Annotated in this window: 18 protein-coding genes; 6 read left to right on the top strand and 12 right to left on the bottom strand. The window is 64.3% G+C overall.

Features of this window, described 5'->3' with window-relative positions; genetic code table 11:
* Window positions 1–18: 18 nt before the first annotated feature.
* From AVO45_RS02000 to AVO45_RS01990, 4 genes are read left to right on the top strand one after another with little or no spacing between them, the layout of a single operon-like run.
* Window positions 19–1,209 carry a formate dehydrogenase subunit gamma gene (locus AVO45_RS02000; RefSeq protein WP_068344002.1) on the top strand — a complete coding sequence of 397 codons (1,191 nt, stop codon included), beginning with the start codon at window positions 19–21 and terminating at the stop codon, window positions 1,207–1,209.
* Window positions 1,210–2,481, top strand: a complete 1,272-nt coding sequence (locus AVO45_RS01995) for a c-type cytochrome (RefSeq protein WP_068344000.1) — start codon at window positions 1,210–1,212, stop codon at window positions 2,479–2,481. It begins immediately after the preceding gene.
* Window positions 2,478–2,600 (top strand): hypothetical protein, encoded by a 123-nt coding sequence (locus AVO45_RS20100; protein WP_276202384.1) that lies wholly within the window; start codon window positions 2,478–2,480, stop codon window positions 2,598–2,600. Before AVO45_RS01995 ends, AVO45_RS20100 begins: the two co-directional genes overlap by 4 nt.
* Window positions 2,601–3,473, top strand: a complete 873-nt coding sequence (locus tag AVO45_RS01990) for a helix-turn-helix transcriptional regulator (protein WP_068343999.1) — start codon at window positions 2,601–2,603, stop codon at window positions 3,471–3,473. It begins immediately after the preceding gene.
* Between the two features lie 63 nt (window positions 3,474–3,536).
* Here the strand turns inward: AVO45_RS01990 and AVO45_RS01985 are convergent, their stop codons facing one another.
* The 9 genes from AVO45_RS01985 to AVO45_RS01945 form a co-directional block, all read right to left on the bottom strand.
* Window positions 3,537–4,322 (bottom strand): ABC transporter substrate-binding protein, encoded by a 786-nt coding sequence (locus tag AVO45_RS01985; RefSeq protein WP_240482040.1) that lies wholly within the window; start codon window positions 4,320–4,322, stop codon window positions 3,537–3,539.
* Between the two features lie 48 nt (window positions 4,323–4,370).
* Window positions 4,371–5,105, bottom strand: coding sequence for an ATP-binding cassette domain-containing protein (locus tag AVO45_RS01980; protein ID WP_068343997.1), 735 nt, complete (start codon window positions 5,103–5,105; stop codon window positions 4,371–4,373).
* Window positions 5,098–5,811: an ABC transporter permease gene (locus tag AVO45_RS01975; protein ID WP_068343996.1), complete on the bottom strand. Its 714-nt coding sequence runs from the start codon at window positions 5,809–5,811 to the stop codon at window positions 5,098–5,100. The genes AVO45_RS01980 and AVO45_RS01975 overlap by 8 nt, the downstream gene beginning before the upstream one ends.
* 175 nt (window positions 5,812–5,986) lie before the next feature.
* A complete protein-coding gene (locus tag AVO45_RS01970) occupies window positions 5,987–6,976 on the bottom strand; it encodes an ABC transporter substrate-binding protein (protein WP_068344681.1) in 990 nt (329 codons plus the stop codon).
* A 61-nt stretch (window positions 6,977–7,037) separates the two neighbouring features.
* Window positions 7,038–7,883, bottom strand: coding sequence for an ABC transporter permease (locus AVO45_RS01965; RefSeq protein WP_068343994.1), 846 nt, complete (start codon window positions 7,881–7,883; stop codon window positions 7,038–7,040).
* Window positions 7,880–8,797, bottom strand: a complete 918-nt coding sequence (locus tag AVO45_RS01960; protein WP_068343992.1) for an ABC transporter permease — start codon at window positions 8,795–8,797, stop codon at window positions 7,880–7,882. The genes AVO45_RS01965 and AVO45_RS01960 overlap by 4 nt, the downstream gene beginning before the upstream one ends.
* 27 nt (window positions 8,798–8,824) lie before the next feature.
* Entirely contained in the window at window positions 8,825–9,619 is a 795-nt protein-coding gene (locus AVO45_RS01955; RefSeq protein WP_068343990.1) for an ABC transporter ATP-binding protein, read from the bottom strand.
* Window positions 9,620–9,676: 57 nt separating this feature from the next.
* Window positions 9,677–11,131 (bottom strand): dihydropyrimidinase, encoded by a 1,455-nt coding sequence (hydA, locus tag AVO45_RS01950; protein ID WP_068344680.1) that lies wholly within the window; start codon window positions 11,129–11,131, stop codon window positions 9,677–9,679.
* Between the two features lie 120 nt (window positions 11,132–11,251).
* Complete coding sequence (locus AVO45_RS01945; protein WP_068343988.1) at window positions 11,252–12,502, bottom strand: Zn-dependent hydrolase; 1,251 nt, start codon at window positions 12,500–12,502, stop codon at window positions 11,252–11,254.
* 185 nt (window positions 12,503–12,687) lie between these two features.
* Here AVO45_RS01945 and AVO45_RS01940 point away from each other — a divergent pair, with 185 nt between their 5' ends.
* A complete protein-coding gene (locus AVO45_RS01940) occupies window positions 12,688–13,281 on the top strand; it encodes a TetR family transcriptional regulator C-terminal domain-containing protein (RefSeq protein WP_240482039.1) in 594 nt (197 codons plus the stop codon).
* 54 nt (window positions 13,282–13,335) lie between these two features.
* On the opposite strand, the gene preA is transcribed toward AVO45_RS01940, so the two are convergent.
* From preA to AVO45_RS01925, 3 genes are all read right to left on the bottom strand, one after another.
* Window positions 13,336–14,640: an NAD-dependent dihydropyrimidine dehydrogenase subunit PreA gene (preA, locus tag AVO45_RS01935; RefSeq protein WP_068343984.1), complete on the bottom strand. Its 1,305-nt coding sequence runs from the start codon at window positions 14,638–14,640 to the stop codon at window positions 13,336–13,338.
* A 69-nt stretch (window positions 14,641–14,709) separates the two neighbouring features.
* Window positions 14,710–16,044, bottom strand: a complete 1,335-nt coding sequence (locus tag AVO45_RS01930; protein ID WP_068343982.1) for an NAD(P)-dependent oxidoreductase — start codon at window positions 16,042–16,044, stop codon at window positions 14,710–14,712.
* A gap of 157 nt (window positions 16,045–16,201) precedes the next feature.
* Window positions 16,202–16,834 (bottom strand): cupin domain-containing protein, encoded by a 633-nt coding sequence (locus tag AVO45_RS01925; RefSeq protein WP_068343980.1) that lies wholly within the window; start codon window positions 16,832–16,834, stop codon window positions 16,202–16,204.
* A gap of 155 nt (window positions 16,835–16,989) precedes the next feature.
* On the opposite strand from AVO45_RS01925, the gene AVO45_RS01920 reads away from it, so the two are divergent.
* Entirely contained in the window at window positions 16,990–17,985 is a 996-nt protein-coding gene (locus AVO45_RS01920; protein WP_068343978.1) for a hypothetical protein, read from the top strand.
* The last annotated feature ends 33 nt before the right edge of the window (window positions 17,986–18,018 follow it).

Here is an 18,018-nt window from a genome sequence, read left to right as displayed (position 1 = left end):
TTCAAGAGGAACCGTTTGATGCGCCTGATGCTGTCGATGCTCATTTTCCTGACCTGGAGCGCATTCTCGTGGGCGCAGGAGGCGCCCGAGGGCCCGGACCGGTCCGCCACCGGCGGCGCGACGACGCTTGAGGACATCCTGGCCCGCCAGCGCGGTGAAAAGGTGGACAGCAGCTATCGCGCGGGCAACACCGGTCAGGGCAATGTCGAAGCCCTGATCGGCCAGTTGGGAACGCGCGGGACGGCCTCGGACAGCGATCTGTATCGTGCCTTGCGCTATGGCACGGCCGACGTGACCGTCTCATCCCGCAGCCCCGGCGCGGGCGTTCTCATTCAGGATGCCGGAATGTGGTGGCTTTCCTTCCGCACCGGGCCGCTGCGCACCTATGGCAGCTATCTTCTGGGGGGCACGCTGGTTGCGTTGCTGCTGTTCTACCTGATCCGCGGCAAGATCCGGATCGACGGAGAGAAGACCGGGCGCACCGTCACCCGCTTCAACGGCTTCGAGCGGTTCGGGCACTGGCTGTTTGGTGGTTCGTTCCTGATCCTCGGCGCCACCGGGCTGATCGCGCTTTATGGCCGGGATTTCCTGATTCCGCTGTTCGGCAAGCAGGGCTTTGCCACCATCGCGCTGGCCAGCAAATGGATCCACAACAACATCGCCTGGGCCTTCATGCTGGGGTTGGTCATCATCACCGTCAACTGGGTGGCCCACAACATCCCGAACCGGCACGACCTGAAATGGCTGGCCGTGGCGGGCGGGCTGTTCTCCAAGGGCCTCCATCCGCCGGCCAAGAAATTCAACGCGGGCCAAAAGATCATCTTCTGGCTTTGCATCATCCTCGGTATCTCGATCAGCCTGTCGGGGCTGTCCCTGCTGTTTCCGTTCGAATTGCCGATGTTCACCAAGACCTTCGTCATCGCCAACGCGACCGGGGTGCCCGAGTTGCTGGGCCTGAACCTGCCCGAGCAGATGTCGCCGCATGAAGAGATGCAATATGCCCAGATCTGGCACGTCATGGTGGCCTACGGCTTTCTCGCCATCATCTTCGCGCATATCTACCTGGGCTCGATCGGCATGGAGGGCGCATTCGACGCCATGGGCACCGGTGAAGTCGAAGAGCAATGGGCGCGCGAGCATCACTCGCTGTGGCTGGAGGAGGTCCAGGAGGCCGAAGCCTCCGGGGGCGCGGCCTCGCCGGCGGAATAAATGCGGGCGCTGGCAATTGCGCTGGCCCTGCTTCCGCTGCCCCTGTGGGCGGCCGAGTTCTATACGCTCAAGGGCCACGGCGGCCCGATCATGGACATCGCCACGGCACCGGACGGCCGCATCGCCACGGCCAGCTTCGACAACTCGGTCGGCCTGTGGCTGGGCCGCAAGCCGAACTGGTTCGACGGTCACGAGGCTGCCGTCAATACCGTCATGTTCAACGGCACCAGCATCTATTCGGCGGGCGACGACTTTACCCTGCGCCGCTGGCCCGGCGGAGAGGTGGTGGGCCGCCACAAGGGCAAGATCGTCAGGCTGGCGGCCTCGGCAACCCATGTGGCGACCGCCAGCTGGGACGGAACCATCGGGCTGTGGCCGGTGGACGGGTCGGACCCCAAGGTTCTTGGCCCCACCGGCAGCGGCGTCAACGATGTGGCATTCACCTCGGATGGGCGGCAGCTCTATTCCGCCGGGGCCGACGGAACCCTGCGCCTGTGGGACGTGGCAAGCGGCGACGAGATCGGCCATGTCATCGAGCATGGCTTCGGGATCAACGAACTGGTTCTGAACGAAACCGATGGCTGGATCGCCTACGGCGCGGTTGACGGCGTGACCCGCGTTCTGGACCTGAGCACTGGCGAAGAGCATGACTTCACACTGGACCGCCGCCCGATCCTGGCCCTGGCGCTCAGCCCGGATCGCCGTCAACTGGCGGTGGGCGACGGCGAGGGCTACATCATGGTGATCGACACCCAGAGCTGGAGCATCGCCCGCGACTTCCGCGCCACGCTGCGCGGCCCGGTCTGGGCGCTGGCCTATTCGCCCGATGGCGAGAACATCCATGCGGGCGGCATCGACGACGCCATGTACAGCTGGCCCGTTTCCGCCCTCGGCGACCATCAGCAGATGGCGACGGAGGAACGCCCATTCCTGAAAGACCCGGACGAAATGGACAATGGCGAGCGGCAGTTTGCCCGCAAATGCTCGATCTGCCACGCGCTGACCCCCGATGGCGGGCGCCGTGCCGGACCGACGCTGTACGGAATTTTCGGACGCCCCGCAGGGTCGTTGCCGGGCTATCTCTATTCGGAGACACTGAAAAACTCCGACATCGTCTGGCGTGACGACACGATCAATGCCCTTTTCGATCTTGGCCCGGATCATTACATTCCGGGGTCCAAGATGCCGATGCAACGGATCACACAGGCGCAGGACCGCGCCGACCTGATCGCCTTTCTGCGTCGCGCCTCAGCTCGGGAGGAGGAAAAATGAAAGCGTTTCTGGCTGCCGTGGCCACCATGATCGTCATCACCGCCGCGGCGCCGTTGATCCTGGAGCAACTGGGGTTTTCCGCGCCCGGCGCGACCAGCTCTTCGGTGCGGCTGGACTGAATGGCCGAGTTCCTGACCACCCGCGAACTGGCCGATCTGCTGCGCATCGGCGAGCGCAAGGCCTATGACCTGGCCTCATCGGGGGAAATCCCCTGCGTGCGCGCGATGGGCAAGCTGCTGTTTCCCCGCGCCGAGATCCTGGCCTGGCTCAACGCCTCGCGCTCGGGGCCGCAGGTGGCCGAGCCGCCCCTGCCCCCGATCGTCGCCGGCAGCCACGACCCGCTGCTGGACTGGGCGCTGCGCGAAAGCGGCTCGGGCCTAGCCACCTACTATGACGGCTCGTTTGACGGGCTCGACCGTCTCAAGACGCGCAGCGCGCAGGCCGCGGCCCTGCATATCCACGAGGAAGACGGCTTCAACGTCGCCACGCTGCACCAGATGGTAGGAGAGGCCCCGATCGTTCTGGTGGAGATCGCGCGCCGGCAGCGCGGCCTGCTTCTCGCCCCGGGCACCGCCGGCATTTCCGGTTTCGCCGACCTGCGCGGCCGCCGGGTGATCCTGCGTCAGGACAGCGCCGCCAGCCAGCGCCTGTTCGATGAACAGCTTGAGGCCCACGGTCTGAACCGCGACGACCTGCGCGCGCTGCCCGGTTGCGCCCGCACCGAAGAAGAGCTTGCGATCGCGCTTCACGATGGCAAGGCCGAGGCGGGGTTCGGCCTGGGCGCACTGGCCGGGATCTACGGGCTGGACTTCGTGCCCCTGCTCGAAGAACGCTTCGACCTGGCGATCTGGCGCCGCGCCTATTTCGACCCGCCCATGCAGCGCCTGATGGCCTTCCTGCACTCCGCCCCATTCACCGCCCGCGCGGCGGAACTGGGCGGCTATGACCTGTCAGGCCTAGGCACCGTTCACCACAACGGCGCCAGCGGCTAGGCACCGCCCAACACTTCATCTTTTCAAAAATACTCCCGCCGGAGGCATTGGCCGCAGGCCAATTCAACGCGCATTCGGAAAGAACAGCTGCTGCCCGTCCAGCCGGAACGACGCGATCGCCCCCTGCCCGACCTCGCCCAGCAGCCAGTCGATGAACCGCTGCCCGGCCGCGGCGCGAACGCCGGGATGTTTCTCGGGATTGACCAGAATGACCCCATACTGGTTGAACAGCCTTGGATCACCTTCGACAAGGATCTCCAGATTACCCTTGTTGCCGAATGCGATCCAGGTCGCCCTGTCGGTCAGAACATAGGCCTCCATGCCGGACGCGACATTCAGCGTCGCCCCCATGCCCGAGCCCGTCTCGCGATACCAACCGCCAGAGGCCGCCGCGACGTCGATGTCTGCCTCTTTCCACTGGCGCAGCTCTGCCTTGTGCGTGCCGCTGTCATCGCCACGGGACACGAACGGAGCCGTCGCTTGGGCAATCGCCTTCAGCGCGGCAACGATATCCGTCCCGCCCCCGACTTTGGCGGGATCTGACTTGGGACCAACCAGAACGAAATCGTTGTACATCACGTCGAACCGCTCGACGCCCCAGCCGTCGGCAACGAATTTCTCTTCCGCCTCCCTTGCGTGGACCAAAAGAACGTCGCCGTCCCCGTTCCTCGCATTCCTGATCGCCTGACCGGTGCCGACGGCCACGACCCGAACGTCGATGCCCGTCTCGGCCTCGAAACCGGGAAGGATGTGATCCAGAAGCCCCGAGTTCTGCGTCGAGGTGGTCGATTGCAGAACGATGTAGGCCTCCTCGGCCTGCGCACCGCCCGCCATCAGGCCAAGCGCCATCAATAACGTTCGGATCCGAATTCCGACCATTGAAAGTTCCCTTGCCTTTTACAGAATCAGACCACCCGCGAGGTAGCGCCGCGCCGCCTCGCTTTTCGGGGTTTCCAGCACTTCGCTCGCCGGCCCATGCTCGACCACGCGACCGCCCTGCATCATCGCCGCATCCGCCGCCAGCCGCCTTGCCTGGCCGATGTCATGGCTGACCATCACGATCCGAACGCCCTGAGCCGAGGCGCGCAGCACCATGCGCTCGATCGCCAGTGTCGCGGCCGGGTCCAGTGCGCTGGTCGGTTCATCCAGGAACAGGATGTCCGGCTCGGTCGCCAGCGCCCGCAGGATCGCCAGCCGCTGCGCCTCGCCCCCGGACAGGGACCGCGCCGATTGCCTGGCCTTGTCCGACAGCCCGCCCTCGGCCAGCAGGGCCGCGATCCGGTCCTTGCGGGTCGCGCGCACCATGCCCCTGCGCCTGAGGACGAAATCGAGGTTCCCGGCCACCGACCGGCGCAGCAGCACCGGCTGCTGAAACACCATCGCCTGGCGCGCCTTCTGGGCCGGCCCCAGCGGCGCGCCGTCCTGCCGGACCTGCCCGGCATCGGGTTTGATCAGCCCGTGCAGACAGCGCAGCAGCAGGCTCTTGCCGGCTCCGTTCGGCCCGAGGATCAGGGTCGGCCCCGGCCCGTCGAAGACCAGCCGCGGCACATCCAGCAGGGTTCCCCCGTTGCGCCCGATGCGCAGGCCCAGGGCCTCGAGCCCGATGCGGGTTTCGGCAGACAGGTCACGCATGGGTCAAGCCCTCGTGCTCGGCCCGCAGGCTGACGGCGCTGACAAGGGCGTTCACCGCCACCGCGATGCCGATCAGGATCGCGCCGAGCGCCAGGGCCAGAGCGAGGTTGCCCCTGGAGGTTTCCAGCGCGATGGTCGTCGTCATCACGCGGGTGACGTGATTGATGTTGCCGCCCACGATGATCACCGCCCCGACCTCGGCAATCGCCCGGCCGAACCCGGCCAGAAGCGCGGTGACCAGCGCCAGCCGCGCGTCCCACAACAGGGTCGGAACCGACGCCAGCCGCGACACGCCCAGCGAGCGAAGCTGCTCGGAATATTCCTCGGCCAGCATCTCGATCACCTGCCGGGTCAGGGCCGCCACGATGGGCGTGACCAGAACCACCTGGGCGATGATCATGGCCGTCGGGGTATAGAGCAGTTGCAGCACGCCCAGAGGCCCCGAGCGCGACAGCATCAGGTAAACCAGCAGGCCCACAACCACCGGCGGCAGCCCCATCAGCGCGTTCACCAGAACAATCACGCCGCGCCGTCCGGGAAAGCGGCTGACGGCCAAGGCGGCGCCCAGCGGCATCCCGATCACGGCCGAAATCAGAACCGCCATAAGCGAAACCCTGAGCGAAAGCAGAACGATCGCCCAAAGTTCGGCATCTCCTTGCAGTATCAAGAGCAAGGCATTCCTGATTTCCGATGCAAAATCATGCATTATTTACATGCTTCCCCACCAAGCGGACAGACTGCACCTTTTTTCGCGTTAATTCTAACGCAACACGGGCATTTTTCCCTAGTCAAAACCGACAACCGCAGCAAAAAACGCGGCCCCGTCGGGACCGCGTTTCGCATTGTCCAACCGTCCCCCGGCGCACCGGGCGCAGCGGTTCCTACTTCAACGCCGCATCCGTGATCGCGTGCGTCCAGGCGCCTTCGGGTTCCTTGGTGATCACCGGGTCCGAGCCACCGGCCAGCAGCGTCGCGACAGTGCGTTCATAGTCGGCCGGGTCAAGCGCGCCGTTCGAACCCGCGGTCAGCTTGGCGATCTCGCCCATCATGCGCTTTTGGTGCTCTTCGGTCTGCGCGCCTGTCGCGTCGTTTTCGAGCACGATCATGGCGGCTTCGTCCGGGTTTTCCTCGGCCCATTTCCAGCCCTTCATCGAGGCGCGCACGAAGCGGACCATCTTGTCGACGAACTCGGGATCGCTCAGATTGTCCTCGAGCACATAGAGGCCATCCTCGAGCGTCGCCACGCCCTGATCTTCATACTTGAAGGTGACCAGCTCATCGGGGCTGACGCCCGCGTCGATGACCTGCCAGTATTCGTTGTAGGTCATGGTGCTGATGCAGTCGGCCTGACGCTGCAGCAACGGATCGACGTTGAAGCCCTGTTTCAGAACTTCGACGCCGTTCTCGCTCTTGCCGCTGGTGTCGATGCCCAACTGGCTCATCCAGCTCATGAAGGGGAACTCGTTGCCGAAGAACCAGACGCCCAGCGTGCGGTTCTTGAGATCCTCGGGCGAGGAAATGCCCGCATCCTTCCAGCAGGTCAGCATCATGCCCGAGCTTTTGAAGGGCTGCGCGATGTTGACCAGCGGCAGGCCCTTTTCACGCGCGGCCAGCGCGGCGGGCATCCATTCGACGGTCACATCGGCTCCGCCGCCCGCGATCACCTGCGTCGGCGCGATGTCCGGGCCGCCCGGCAGGATGGTCACGTTCAGGCCTTCTTCCTCGTAGAATCCCTTGTCCTTGGCCACGTAGTAGCCCGCGAACTGGGCCTGCGTGACCCATTTCAGCTGCAAGGTCACATCATCGGCGGCCCAGACGCTGCTGGCTGCCAGGCTGAAGGCCGTGATCGCCCCACTCAGTAGCTTTTTCATCATCTTCTCTCCTTGTTGCAAATGCGCCCCGCTGCCGGGGTCTGTTATATGTTTTTCCTGTTCACCCGCGCTGGGACGGGTGCCAAAAGGTGACGGCCTTTTCGATCATCGCCACCAGACCATAAAACGCGGTTCCGGCCAGAGCCGCCACCACGATCTCGGCCCAGACCATGTCCAGCGACAGCTGGCCGACGCTGGTCGAGATGCGGAAGCCCATGCCCACCGTGGGCGAGCCGAAGAACTCGGCCACGATCGCCCCGATCAGAGCCAGCGTGGTCGAAATTTTCAACCCGTTGAAGATGAACGGCATCGCCGCCGGCAGGCGCAGCTTGAAAAAGCTCTGCCAGTACGAGGCCGCGTAGGTCTCCATCAGGTCGCGCTGCATAGCCGTGGCCTCGCGCAGCCCCGCCACGGTGTTGACCAGCATCGGAAAGAACACCATCACCACGACGACCGCAGCCTTGGACTGCCAGTCGAAGCCGAACCACATCACCAGGATGGGCGCGGTGCCGACGATGGGAAGCGCGGCGACGAAATTGCCCACCGGCAACAGCCCCATGCGCAGAAAATCCCACCGGTCCACCGCGATCGCCATCAGGAAGGCGGCGCTGCACCCGATCACATATCCGCTGAGAGCGCCCTTGAGGATCGTCTGCACGAAATCCGCCCAGAGGATCGGGATGCTTTCGGAAAACCGCACGGCGATGGCCGACGGCGCGGGCAGGATCACCAGCGGCACCTCCAGCCCCCGCACCAGCAATTCCCACACGCCGATGACCGTGAGGCCAAAGATCAGCGGAACCGCCAGCTGCACCGCCCGCGTTCCGGCATAGGGCCCCTCGGCAAGGCGCGTGTTCAGCCACCAGCCGAATATCCACAGAAGGATTGCAAGACCGACCATAATCATTGCGCCATCCCCATGCGTTTCAACACCACGCGTTCGATCAGCCCCAGCAGACCGACGAGACAGGCCGCCAGAATGGCCGCGGCAAAGAGCGCCGACCAGATCTGCACCGTCTGCCCGTAATAGCTGCCGGCCAGCAGGCGCGCGCCCAGCCCGGCCACGGCACCGGTCGGCAACTCGCCCACGATCGCCCCCACCAGAGACGCGGCGATGCCGATCTTGAGAGAGGCGAACAGGTAGGGCATCGAGGCCGGCAGGCGCAGCTTCCAGAACCGCTGCGCATTGGTGGCGTTGTAGGTGCGCAGCAGGTCGAGCTGCATCATGTCGGGGCTGCGCAGCCCCTTCACCATGCCGACGACGACCGGAAAGAAGCTGAGATAGGCCGAGATCACCGCCTTGGGGATGATCCCCTGCACGCCGACCGAGTAGAGCACCACGATGATCATCGGCGCCAGGGCGATGATCGGGATGGTCTGGCTGACGATGGCCCAGGGCATAACCGACATGTCCATGACCCTGGAGTGCACGATCCCCACCGCCAGCAGGATGCCGAGGCCCGTGCCGATGGCGAAACCCAGTATGGTCGCACTCAGCGTCACCCAGCCGTGATAGACCAGCGAGCGTTTCGAGGTGATCTTCTTTTTGACGGTGGTTTCCCACAGCTCGGCCACCACCTGATGCGGCGCGGGCAGACGCGGCCGGTCCTGCGCCCAGGTGGCGGGAATGGCAAAGCTGTTTCGGGCCGCCAGCGCGAACTCGTTCATGTCCCGGCGTTCCTTTGCGCCGGCCGGCACCACCTCGGCGCCGGCGCGTTCAACTTCGGTCAGCACGCCCTTGATATTCATGGGAATACAGGCCGCATACCAGATCGCGACGATGGCCGCGACGACGGCCAGAACGGCAAGAACCTGCTTCATGCCACCCCTCCGGTTTTCGTGCCGCGATCAGTCATCGAGATGCCCCGCACGCAGGCCCTCGCGCACCCGGTGCGCCACCTCGATGAACTCCGGCGTGTCGCGGATATCCAGCGGCCTTTCCTTGGGCAACGGACTGTCGATCACGTCGGTGATCCGCCCCGGTCGCGGGCTCATCACCACGATCTTGGTGCTGAGATACACCGCCTCGGGGATCGAGTGCGTGACGAAGCCGATGGTCTTTTCCGTGCGCGCCCACAGCGCCAGAAGCTGCTCGTTCAGATGGTCGCGCACGATCTCGTCCAGCGCGCCGAAGGGCTCGTCCATCAGCAGGATGTCGGCGTCGAAGGCCAGCGCGCGAGCGATCGAGGCCCGCTGCTGCATCCCACCCGAGAGCTGCCAGGGGAATTTCTCACCAAACCCTTTCAGATCAACGAGTTCCAAAACCTTCCTGACGCGCTCTTCCTGCTCGTCCCGAGAATATCCCATGATCTCGAGCGGCAGCTTGATGTTCTTTGCGATGGTCCGCCACGGATAAAGGCCCGCCGCCTGAAAAACGTAGCCATAGGCCCGGTTGCGCCGCGCCTCGTCAGGGGTCATGCCATTGACCGACAGGCTGCCGCCCGTCGGCGTTTCCAGCGCCGCGACACAGCGCAGAAAGGTCGTCTTGCCGCAGCCCGACGGGCCGATGAAGCTGACGAAATCGCCCTTGTTCACCGTCAGGTTCACGTCCCGTAGCGCCTGGACCGGCCCGTCATTGGTCTGGAACACCAGATCCAACTGCCTTGCCTCGATGACGGGCTGGGTATTGCTTTCAGTGTTCATTCTATCGCCTTGAAAAGCTGAAGTTTCGGGCGGCCAACCGGGCCACCCGCCTTCGCGTTACACGCCGGTTGCCGGGATGCCGCTGCGCTCGACCGGGCGCGGCGCGGTCAGTTCCTTCCAGGTGCTGAGCGCCTTGTTCACGACCGTGTTCGCCTCGCGCGCCACGAACTTGCCGTGGCCCTCCTGCGTGCGGATCTCACCATCATGCACCGCCACTTGCCCGCGCGTCAGGGTAAAGCGCGGCAAGCCCTTGACCTCGTGCCCCTCGAACACGTTGTAGTCGATCGAGGATTGCTGGGTGGAGGCGGTGATCGTCTTGGTCTTCTCCGGATCCCAGACCACCAGATCGGCATCCGCCCCGACCAGAACCGCGCCCTTTTTCGGATAGCAATTCAATATCTTGGCGATGTTTGTTGACGTGACCGCCACGAATTCGTTCGGCGTCAGACGGCCGGTATTCACCCCATGCGTCCACAGCATCGGCATCCGGTCCTCCAGCCCGCCGGTGCCGTTCGGGATCTTGGTGAAATCGCCCACGCCATAGCGTTTCTGCTCGGTGGTGAAGGCGCAGTGATCCGTGGCCACCACCGACAGCGAACCAGACTGCAAACCGGCCCACAGGCTGTCCTGGTGCTGCTTGTTGCGGAAGGGCGGCGACATCACCCGCCGGGCGGCGTGATCCCAGTCGGGGTTGAAATATTCGCTTTCGTCCAGCGTCAGGTGCTGGATCAGCGGCTCGCCCCAGACGCGCTTGCCCTGCATCCGGGCTCGGCGGATCGCCTCATGCGACTCCTCGCACGAGGTATGCACCACATAGAGCGGCACGCCCGCCATGTCGGCGATCATGATGGCGCGGTTGGTGGCCTCGCCTTCCACCTGCGGCGGACGCGAATAGGCATGGGCCTCGGGGCCGCAATTGCCCTCGGCCATCAGCTTGGCCTGCAACTCGGCCACCACGTCGCCGTTCTCGGCATGCACCAGCGCGATGCCGCCCAGCTCGGCCAGCCGCTTGAACGAGGCATACATCTCGTCGTCATTCACCATCAACGCGCCCTTGTAGGCCATGAAATGCTTGAAGGTGTTGATGCCGCGCTGCTCGATGACGGTCTTCATGTCATCGAACACCTGCTCGCCCCACCAGGTCACCGCCATGTGGAAGGAATAGTCGCAATTGGCGCGGGTCGACTTGTTGTCCCACCGCTTGAGCGCGTCCAGCAGGCTCTCGCCCGGATTGGGCAGCGCGAAATCCACCACCATCGTGGTGCCGCCGGCCAACCCCGCCCGGGTGCCGCTTTCGAAATCGTCCGAACTGTAGGTGCCCATGAAGGGCATCTCCAGATGGGTATGCGGGTCGATCCCGCCGGGCATCACGTAACAGCCGGTCGCATCCAACTGTTCGTCCCCCTTCAGATCAGGGCCGATCTGGGTGATCACCCCGCCCTCGATCAGCACATCCGCCTTGTAGGTCAAATCGGCGGTCACAATGGTTCCGTTCTTGATGACTGTGCTCATTTTCATCTCCCTGCGGACGCGGCGCACGCGCCTTTCTTCATCTTTTTCCAAATACTCCGGGGGTCCGGGGGCAGAGCCCCCGGCGGAAACGCTCTACCCGAGCGTTTCCGGAAATCCCGCTCACTCCACGATCTCCGCCGTCTCGACGACCGCATGGAACAGAACGTCGGCCCCGGCCGCCGCCCAGTCCTTGCTGATCTCCTCGGCCTCGTTGTGGCTCAGCCCGTCCACGCAGGGGCACATCACCATCGCCGTCGGCGCCACCCGGTTGATCCAGCAGGCATCATGCCCGGCGCCCGAGATGATGTCGCGATGCGAATAGCCCAGCCGCTCGGCCGCCCTCCGCACCGCCTCGACGCAGCCCTCGTCGAACTTCACCGGATCGAAACCGCCGACCTTTTCGAACTCGATTTCAAGCCCCATCGCATCGGCGATCTTTTGCCCCTCGACGCGCAGGCGGTTTTCCATGTCCTCGATCACCGACAGCTCGGGCGAGCGGAAATCGACCGTGAACACCACCTTGCCGGGGATCACGTTGCGCGAGTTCGGATAGACGTCGATATGCCCCGCCGCACCGACCGCATGAGGCGCGTGCGACCAGGCGATCTCGTCCACCTTCTCCAGCACCCGCGCCATGCCGAGGCCCGCGTTCCTGCGCATCGGCATCGGGGTCGAGCCGGTATGCGCGTCCTTGCCTGTGATCGTCACCTGCGTCCAGCTGAGACCCTGCCCATGCGTGACGACGCCGATATCCTTGCCTTCTGCCTCGAGGATCGGCCCCTGTTCGATATGCAATTCAAAGAACGCGTGCATCTTGCGGGCCCCGACTTCTTCTTCTCCGCGCCAGCCGATGCGCTGCAACTCGTCGCCGAACTTCTTTCCCTCGGCATCCTCGCGGTCATAGGCCCAGTCCTGCGTGTGCATGCCCGCGAACACGCCCGAGGCCAGCATGGCGGGGGCAAAGCGCGTGCCCTCCTCGTTGGTCCAGTTGGTCACCACGATCGGGTGTTTCGTCTTGATGTTCAGGTCGTTCAGCGTGCGGATGATCTCGAGCCCGCCAAGCACGCCCAGCACCCCGTCGTATTTGCCGCCGGTGGGCTGGGTATCCAGGTGCGATCCCACATAGACCGGCAGCGCCTCGGGGTCGGTGCCTTCGCGGCGGGCGAACATGTTGCCCATCTGGTCGAGGCCCATCGTGCACCCGGCCTCTTCGCACCATTTCTGGAACAGCGCCCTGCCTTCGCCATCCTCGTCCGTCAAGGTCTGGCGATTGTTGCCCCCGGCCACGCCGGGGCCGATCTTGGCCATCTCCATCAGGCTGTCCCACAGCCTGTCTGAATTGATCCTGAGGTTCTGCGCCGGAGCTGCCATGTCTCTCCCCCTGTTTTTCGCGAGTTTGCCCGCTTGTTCACTGGTGATTTGACCATCTGGTCAAACTCACGCTATCACGGGCAAGACATCAGTCAAGAAATTGCATCACGACGCCGGAAATTTGCGCGATTTCCGCGCGCGGTGCCCGAAGAACGAGACAAATGAAGCCCAAGGCGAAAGAGCGGATGCCGACACGAATCCAGAAAAAGAACCGCGCCGCCATTCTTGAAGCGGCCCTGAACGTGTTCTCGGCACATGGATTCCGGGGGGCCACGGTCGACCAGATCGCCGCCGAGGCGGGGCTGAGCAAACCCAACCTGCTGTACTACTTCCCTTCGAAAGAGGCGATTCACGCGGCCCTTCTGTCGGGCCTGCTGGACACCTGGCTCGATCCGCTGCGGGCGCTGGATGAGAATGGCGACCCGCTCGAAGAGATCCTGGCCTATGTCCGCCGCAAGTTGCAGATGAGCAAGGAGCTGCCGCGCGAAAGCCGCCTGTTCGCCAACGAGCTGGTGCAGGGCGCGCCGCGCATCCACGACACGCTGTCCAGCGACCTCAAGGCGCTGGTGGATGAAAAGGCCGCCCTGCTGGAACGCTGGATGGATCAGGGCAGGATCGCCCGGGTCCACCCCTATCACCTGATCTTCTCGATCTGGTCGCTGACGCAGCATTACGCCGATTTCGACGTCCAGGTCCGCGCGGTTCTGGGGGACGAAGATCCCTTCGAGGGCGCCGGCCCCTTCATCGACACGGTCTATCGCAAGCTGCTGGCGCCATGAAAAAGGGCGGCACCTTCGCGCCGCCCGAAATGCTTTCACATCAGATCGCCCCGATCACTCGGCGGCTTTCGCCATCGGGTTGTTGGGGTGCGTGGTCCAGTTGGCGTATTCCGCCTCGACCACCTTGCCGGTGCGCGGGTCCACCTCGCCCGGCTTCATCGGCACCATCGAGATGCAGCCCTCGATCGGGCAGACATCGACGCAGAGGTTGCAGGCCACGCATTCCTCGTCGATCACCTCGAACACCCGGTCGTCCGACATCGAGATCGCCTGGTGGCTGGTATCTTCGCAGGCGGCGTAGCAACGGCCGCACTTGATGCACTGGTCCTGGTCGATCTTCGCCTTGGCGACGTAGTTGAGGTTCAGATACTGCCAGTCGGTCACGTTGGGCACGGCGCGGCCGACGAAATCGTCGATGCTGGCATAGCCCTTGTCGTCCATCCACTTGCTCAGACCGGCCTTCATCTCTTCGACGACGCGGAAGCCATAGGTCATCGCGGCGGTGCAGACCTGCACGGTGCCGCAGCCAAGGCTCATGAACTCGGCCGCGTCGCGCCAGGTGGTCACCCCCCCGATGCCCGAGATCGGCAGGCCGCGCGTTTCCGGGTCGCGCGCGATTTCCGCCACCATGTTCATGGCGATCGGCTTGACCGCCGGCCCGCAATAGCCGCCATGGCTGCCCTTGCCGTCGATCGACGGCTCGGGGCTGAACGTGTCGAGATCGACGCCGGTGATCGAACTGATCGTGTTGATCAGCGACACCGCGTCCGCGCCACCATTCTTCGCCGCGCGGGCGGGATAGCGGATGTCGGTGATGTTCGGGGTCAGCTTCACGATCACCGGCTTGTCGTAGTTCTCCTTGCACCAGCGCGTGACCATCTCGATATATTCCGGCACCTGCCCAACGGCCGCGCCCATGCCGCGCTCGCTCATCCCGTGCGGGCAGCCGAAATTGAGCTCGATCCCGTCGGCCCCGGTTTCGGCCACCCGCGGGAGGATCGCTTTCCACTCGGCTTCCTCGCAGGGCACCATCAGCGACACGATCACCGCGCGGTCGGGATAGTCCGACTTCACCCGCGCGATTTCCTCGAGGTTCACTTCCAGCGGCCGGTCGGTGATCAGCTCGATGTTGTTGAGCCCCAGCAGACGCCGGTCGGCCCCGTAGATCGCGCCATAGCGCGGGCCGTTCACATTGACCACCGGCGGCCCTTCAGCCCCAAGCGTCTTCCAGACCACGCCGCCCCATCCGGCCTCGAAGGCGCGGCGCACGTTGTATTCCTTGTCCGTTGGCGGGGCCGAGGCCAGCCAGAACGGGTTGGGGCTTTCTATCCCGAGGAAGTTCGTTTTCAAATCAGCCATTTATCCGGCCTCCCTGATGCGGTTCTGCATCTTCATCTTTTCACAAATACTCATGTCCCGACGCGGGCCTCAGGCGCTCAGGCTGGCGTGGATGTCCATCGCGGCATCCCGGCCCTCGGCCACGGCGGTCACCGTCAGGTCATCACCGCCGGCGGCACAATCGCCACCCGCCCAGACACCCGGCACCGACGTGCGGCCCGGCCCGGTCACGGCGATCTTGCGCCCGTCGAGCTTCACCCCTTCGGGCGCACCTTCCAGGCTCTGGCCGATCGCCTTGAACACCTGATCTGCCGCAAGGCGAATGGTCTCGCCCGTGCCGACCAGGGTGCCGTTGTCGTTCGTCGTGTATTCCAGCTCGATTTCCCGAACCGCGCCGTTGCCATGCACCGCCACCGGCTGGAGGTTGAACAGGATCCGGACACCCTTGGACGCGGCGAGATCCTGCTCGAACCGGCTGGCGCCCATCGCCTCGCGGTCGCGCCGGTAGGCGATCGTGACATTCTCGGCGCCCAGCAGCTTGGCCTGCACGCCCGCGTCGATGGCCGTCATGCCGCCGCCGATCACGACCACGTTGCGGCCAACCGGCATCTTGGTCAGATCGCTGGCCTGCCGCAGTTCGGCGATGAAGTCCACGGCGTTGCGCACGCCGTCCTTGTCCTCGCCCTCGGCGCGCAGCGCGTTCACGCCCGTCAGCCCGATCGACAGGAACACCGCGTCATACTGATCGCGCAGGTCGTCCAGCGTGAATTCCCGGCCAAGCGCCGACCCGGTCTTGATGGTGATGCCGCCGATCCGCAGCAGCCAGTCCACCTCGGCCTGGGCAAAGTTGTCGGTGGATTTGTAGGCGGCAATGCCGAATTCATTCAGACCGCCGGATTTCTCGCGCGCCTCGTGGATCACCACGTCATGACCCAGCATCGCCAGCCGGTGTGCGCAGGCCAGCCCGGCCGGACCCGCCCCGACCACGGCCACCGTCTTGCCGGTCGGCTCGGCCCTTTCGAACGGATGCCCGTTCTTCGCCATCACGCTGTCGGTGGCATAGCGCTGCAGGCGGCCGATCTCGACCGGCTTGCCCTCGGCGGTTTCGCGCACGCAGGCCTCTTCGCAGAGGGTTTCAGTCGGACAGACACGCGCGCACATGCCTCCCAGGATGTTCTGTTCCAGAATGGTGCGGCCGGCCGCCTCGGGCTGACCGGTCTGGATCTGGCGGATGAACAGCGGAATGTCGATATCGGTCGGACAAGCCGTCACGCACGGCGCGTCATAGCAGAAATAGCATCTGTCCGCCGCCACCGCCGCCTCGTGCGGGGCAAATGCGGGATGAAGATCCGCAAAATTCGAGGCCAACTCGTCGCTGGAAAGCCGCCCGGCCACGATACCGGGTGCCATCTGGCCCTGTGCCATCGCTCTACTCCCTGTAGATATGTTTGTTATTGCCTCCAGCTTGCCACAAACGAAATTTTTATCAATTGGTAAAATTTGCCAAATGGTCAAAAATTGAAGAATCCGGGCCGACCGACCCGGATTCCGCGAAAATCTGCCTATTTTCGGAGCAGACGCCTCAGACCATGCCGGTCAAATGGCCGGATTTGATCCAGACGAGAGCCCCCTGCTCGCCTGCTTGCGCCGAACTGCGCGTCCCTGGCGGCAGCCGCAGCCAGTCCCATTTCCCGAAACCTTCGCCGGCTTCGGTGAACCCGCCCTCGATCACGAACAGCTCCAGCCCACCGGTAGCGTCCAGCAGGACCTCTTCGCCGGGCGCCCATGTCTGAACCTCGACCGTCTCGTTCGTATCCTTGAAGAGCTGCACATCGCCTTTCCCATCGATCCTGCGACGCACAGATGTGCGGTCGTCGGGATCGAACTGATGCAGCTTGACCAGGATCGTCGCCCCCAGGCTCGCCGAGGGCGTGTGCGACGTGGTCGGAGGGTTGCGCACATAGCTGCCAACCGGGAAGTCGCCGGTTTCATCCTGAAACACACCGTCGAGCACCAGGAACTCTTCGCCGCCGTCATGGGTATGCGGGGCAAAGGCGCTGCCCGGGGCGAAGCGCACGATGGTGGTCGCCCGCGCGACCTCGGCCCCGATGCGGTCGAGCATCTTGCGCTCGACCCCGGCCGACGGAGAGGCCACCCAGTCCGTCTCGTCGAAATGAACCGCCACCCTTTTGCTGAAATCCGCGTTGATCCGCATCCGCGCCCTCCTGACATGCCGTTAGTTTGACAGATGGCCCCCAGCACCGGATTTTCCAACACGCGACGTCAACGGTTTTGACGCAGATTGGCGGATGATATAGGTCGGGACAGGCAAACAGGGACCAATCCATGGTCCTCGACCGGAAAGCACGGATGCAGGCGAGCCAGCAGAATTTCAACATCATGATCGTCGGGCAGAACAATCGCCTGCAATACGAGGCGATCCTGTTCGCGGCCTCGCTGCGCCATTCCTCGCCGGATTTCCAAGGCCGACTGTTCGTCGCCGTCCCGCAGGCCGGGCCGCGCTGGAGCCAGGACCCCGGCATCCGCAACGAGGACGTGCTGAAGGCGCTGAAACAGCTGGATGCCGAGATTCTGCCGTTCCAGAACGAGGTTTTCGGCGAAAGCTATCCCTATGGGAACAAGATCGAGGCGCTGCTGGCGATGCCCGAGGGCGAGCCCTTTGTCTTTTTCGACACCGACACGCTGATCACCGGCGACCTGACATCGGTGCCCTTCGATTTCGACCGTCCGGGCGCCTCGCTCAGGGTCGAGGGGACCTGGCCCAAGCCGACCCTCTATGGCCCGGGCACCGAGGATATCTGGCGCGCGCTTTACGAACGCTTCGGACTGGATTTCGAATCCTCGCTGGATCCGAGCCAGCCCAGGGACTATTGGCGGCGCTATCTCTATTTCAATGCGGGGTTTTTCTTTTACGCCTGCCCCCGCGCCTTCGGGCGACGTTTTCTGGAGTATGCCACGGCGATCCGCGACGAGAACATCCCCGAACTGATCGGGCAGAACCTTGACCCCTGGCTGGACCAGGTCGCGCTGCCGCTGGTGATCCATTCTTTTGGAGGCGGGCGCGACGCTTTGCCGCCGGGATTGCTGGATGGTTCGGTCAGTTGTCACTATCGCCTGTTCCCCCTGCTTTACGCGCGCGAGAGCGACCGGGTGATCGAGACGCTTGAAACGGTCGCGACACCGAACCGGATCAAGAAGGTGCTGAAAGGCTATGAGCCCCTGAAAAAGCTGGTGTTTCAGCGCAAGGGAGCCAAGGTTCGCGCGCTGTTCGACCAGAACGACCTGCCCAGCCGCGAACAGGTCATCCGCAAGCGGATCAAGTCCGCCGGATTGTGGCTGCGCTAGAACACCGGTTTCGGTCCGCCCCGTCCTTGCAGT

Origin of the sequence: Ruegeria marisrubri, from assembly GCF_001507595.1 — a bacterium.
Lineage (GTDB): Bacteria > Pseudomonadota > Alphaproteobacteria > Rhodobacterales > Rhodobacteraceae > Ruegeria > Ruegeria marisrubri.
This window is presented reverse-complemented; position numbering and strand designations above follow the sequence as displayed.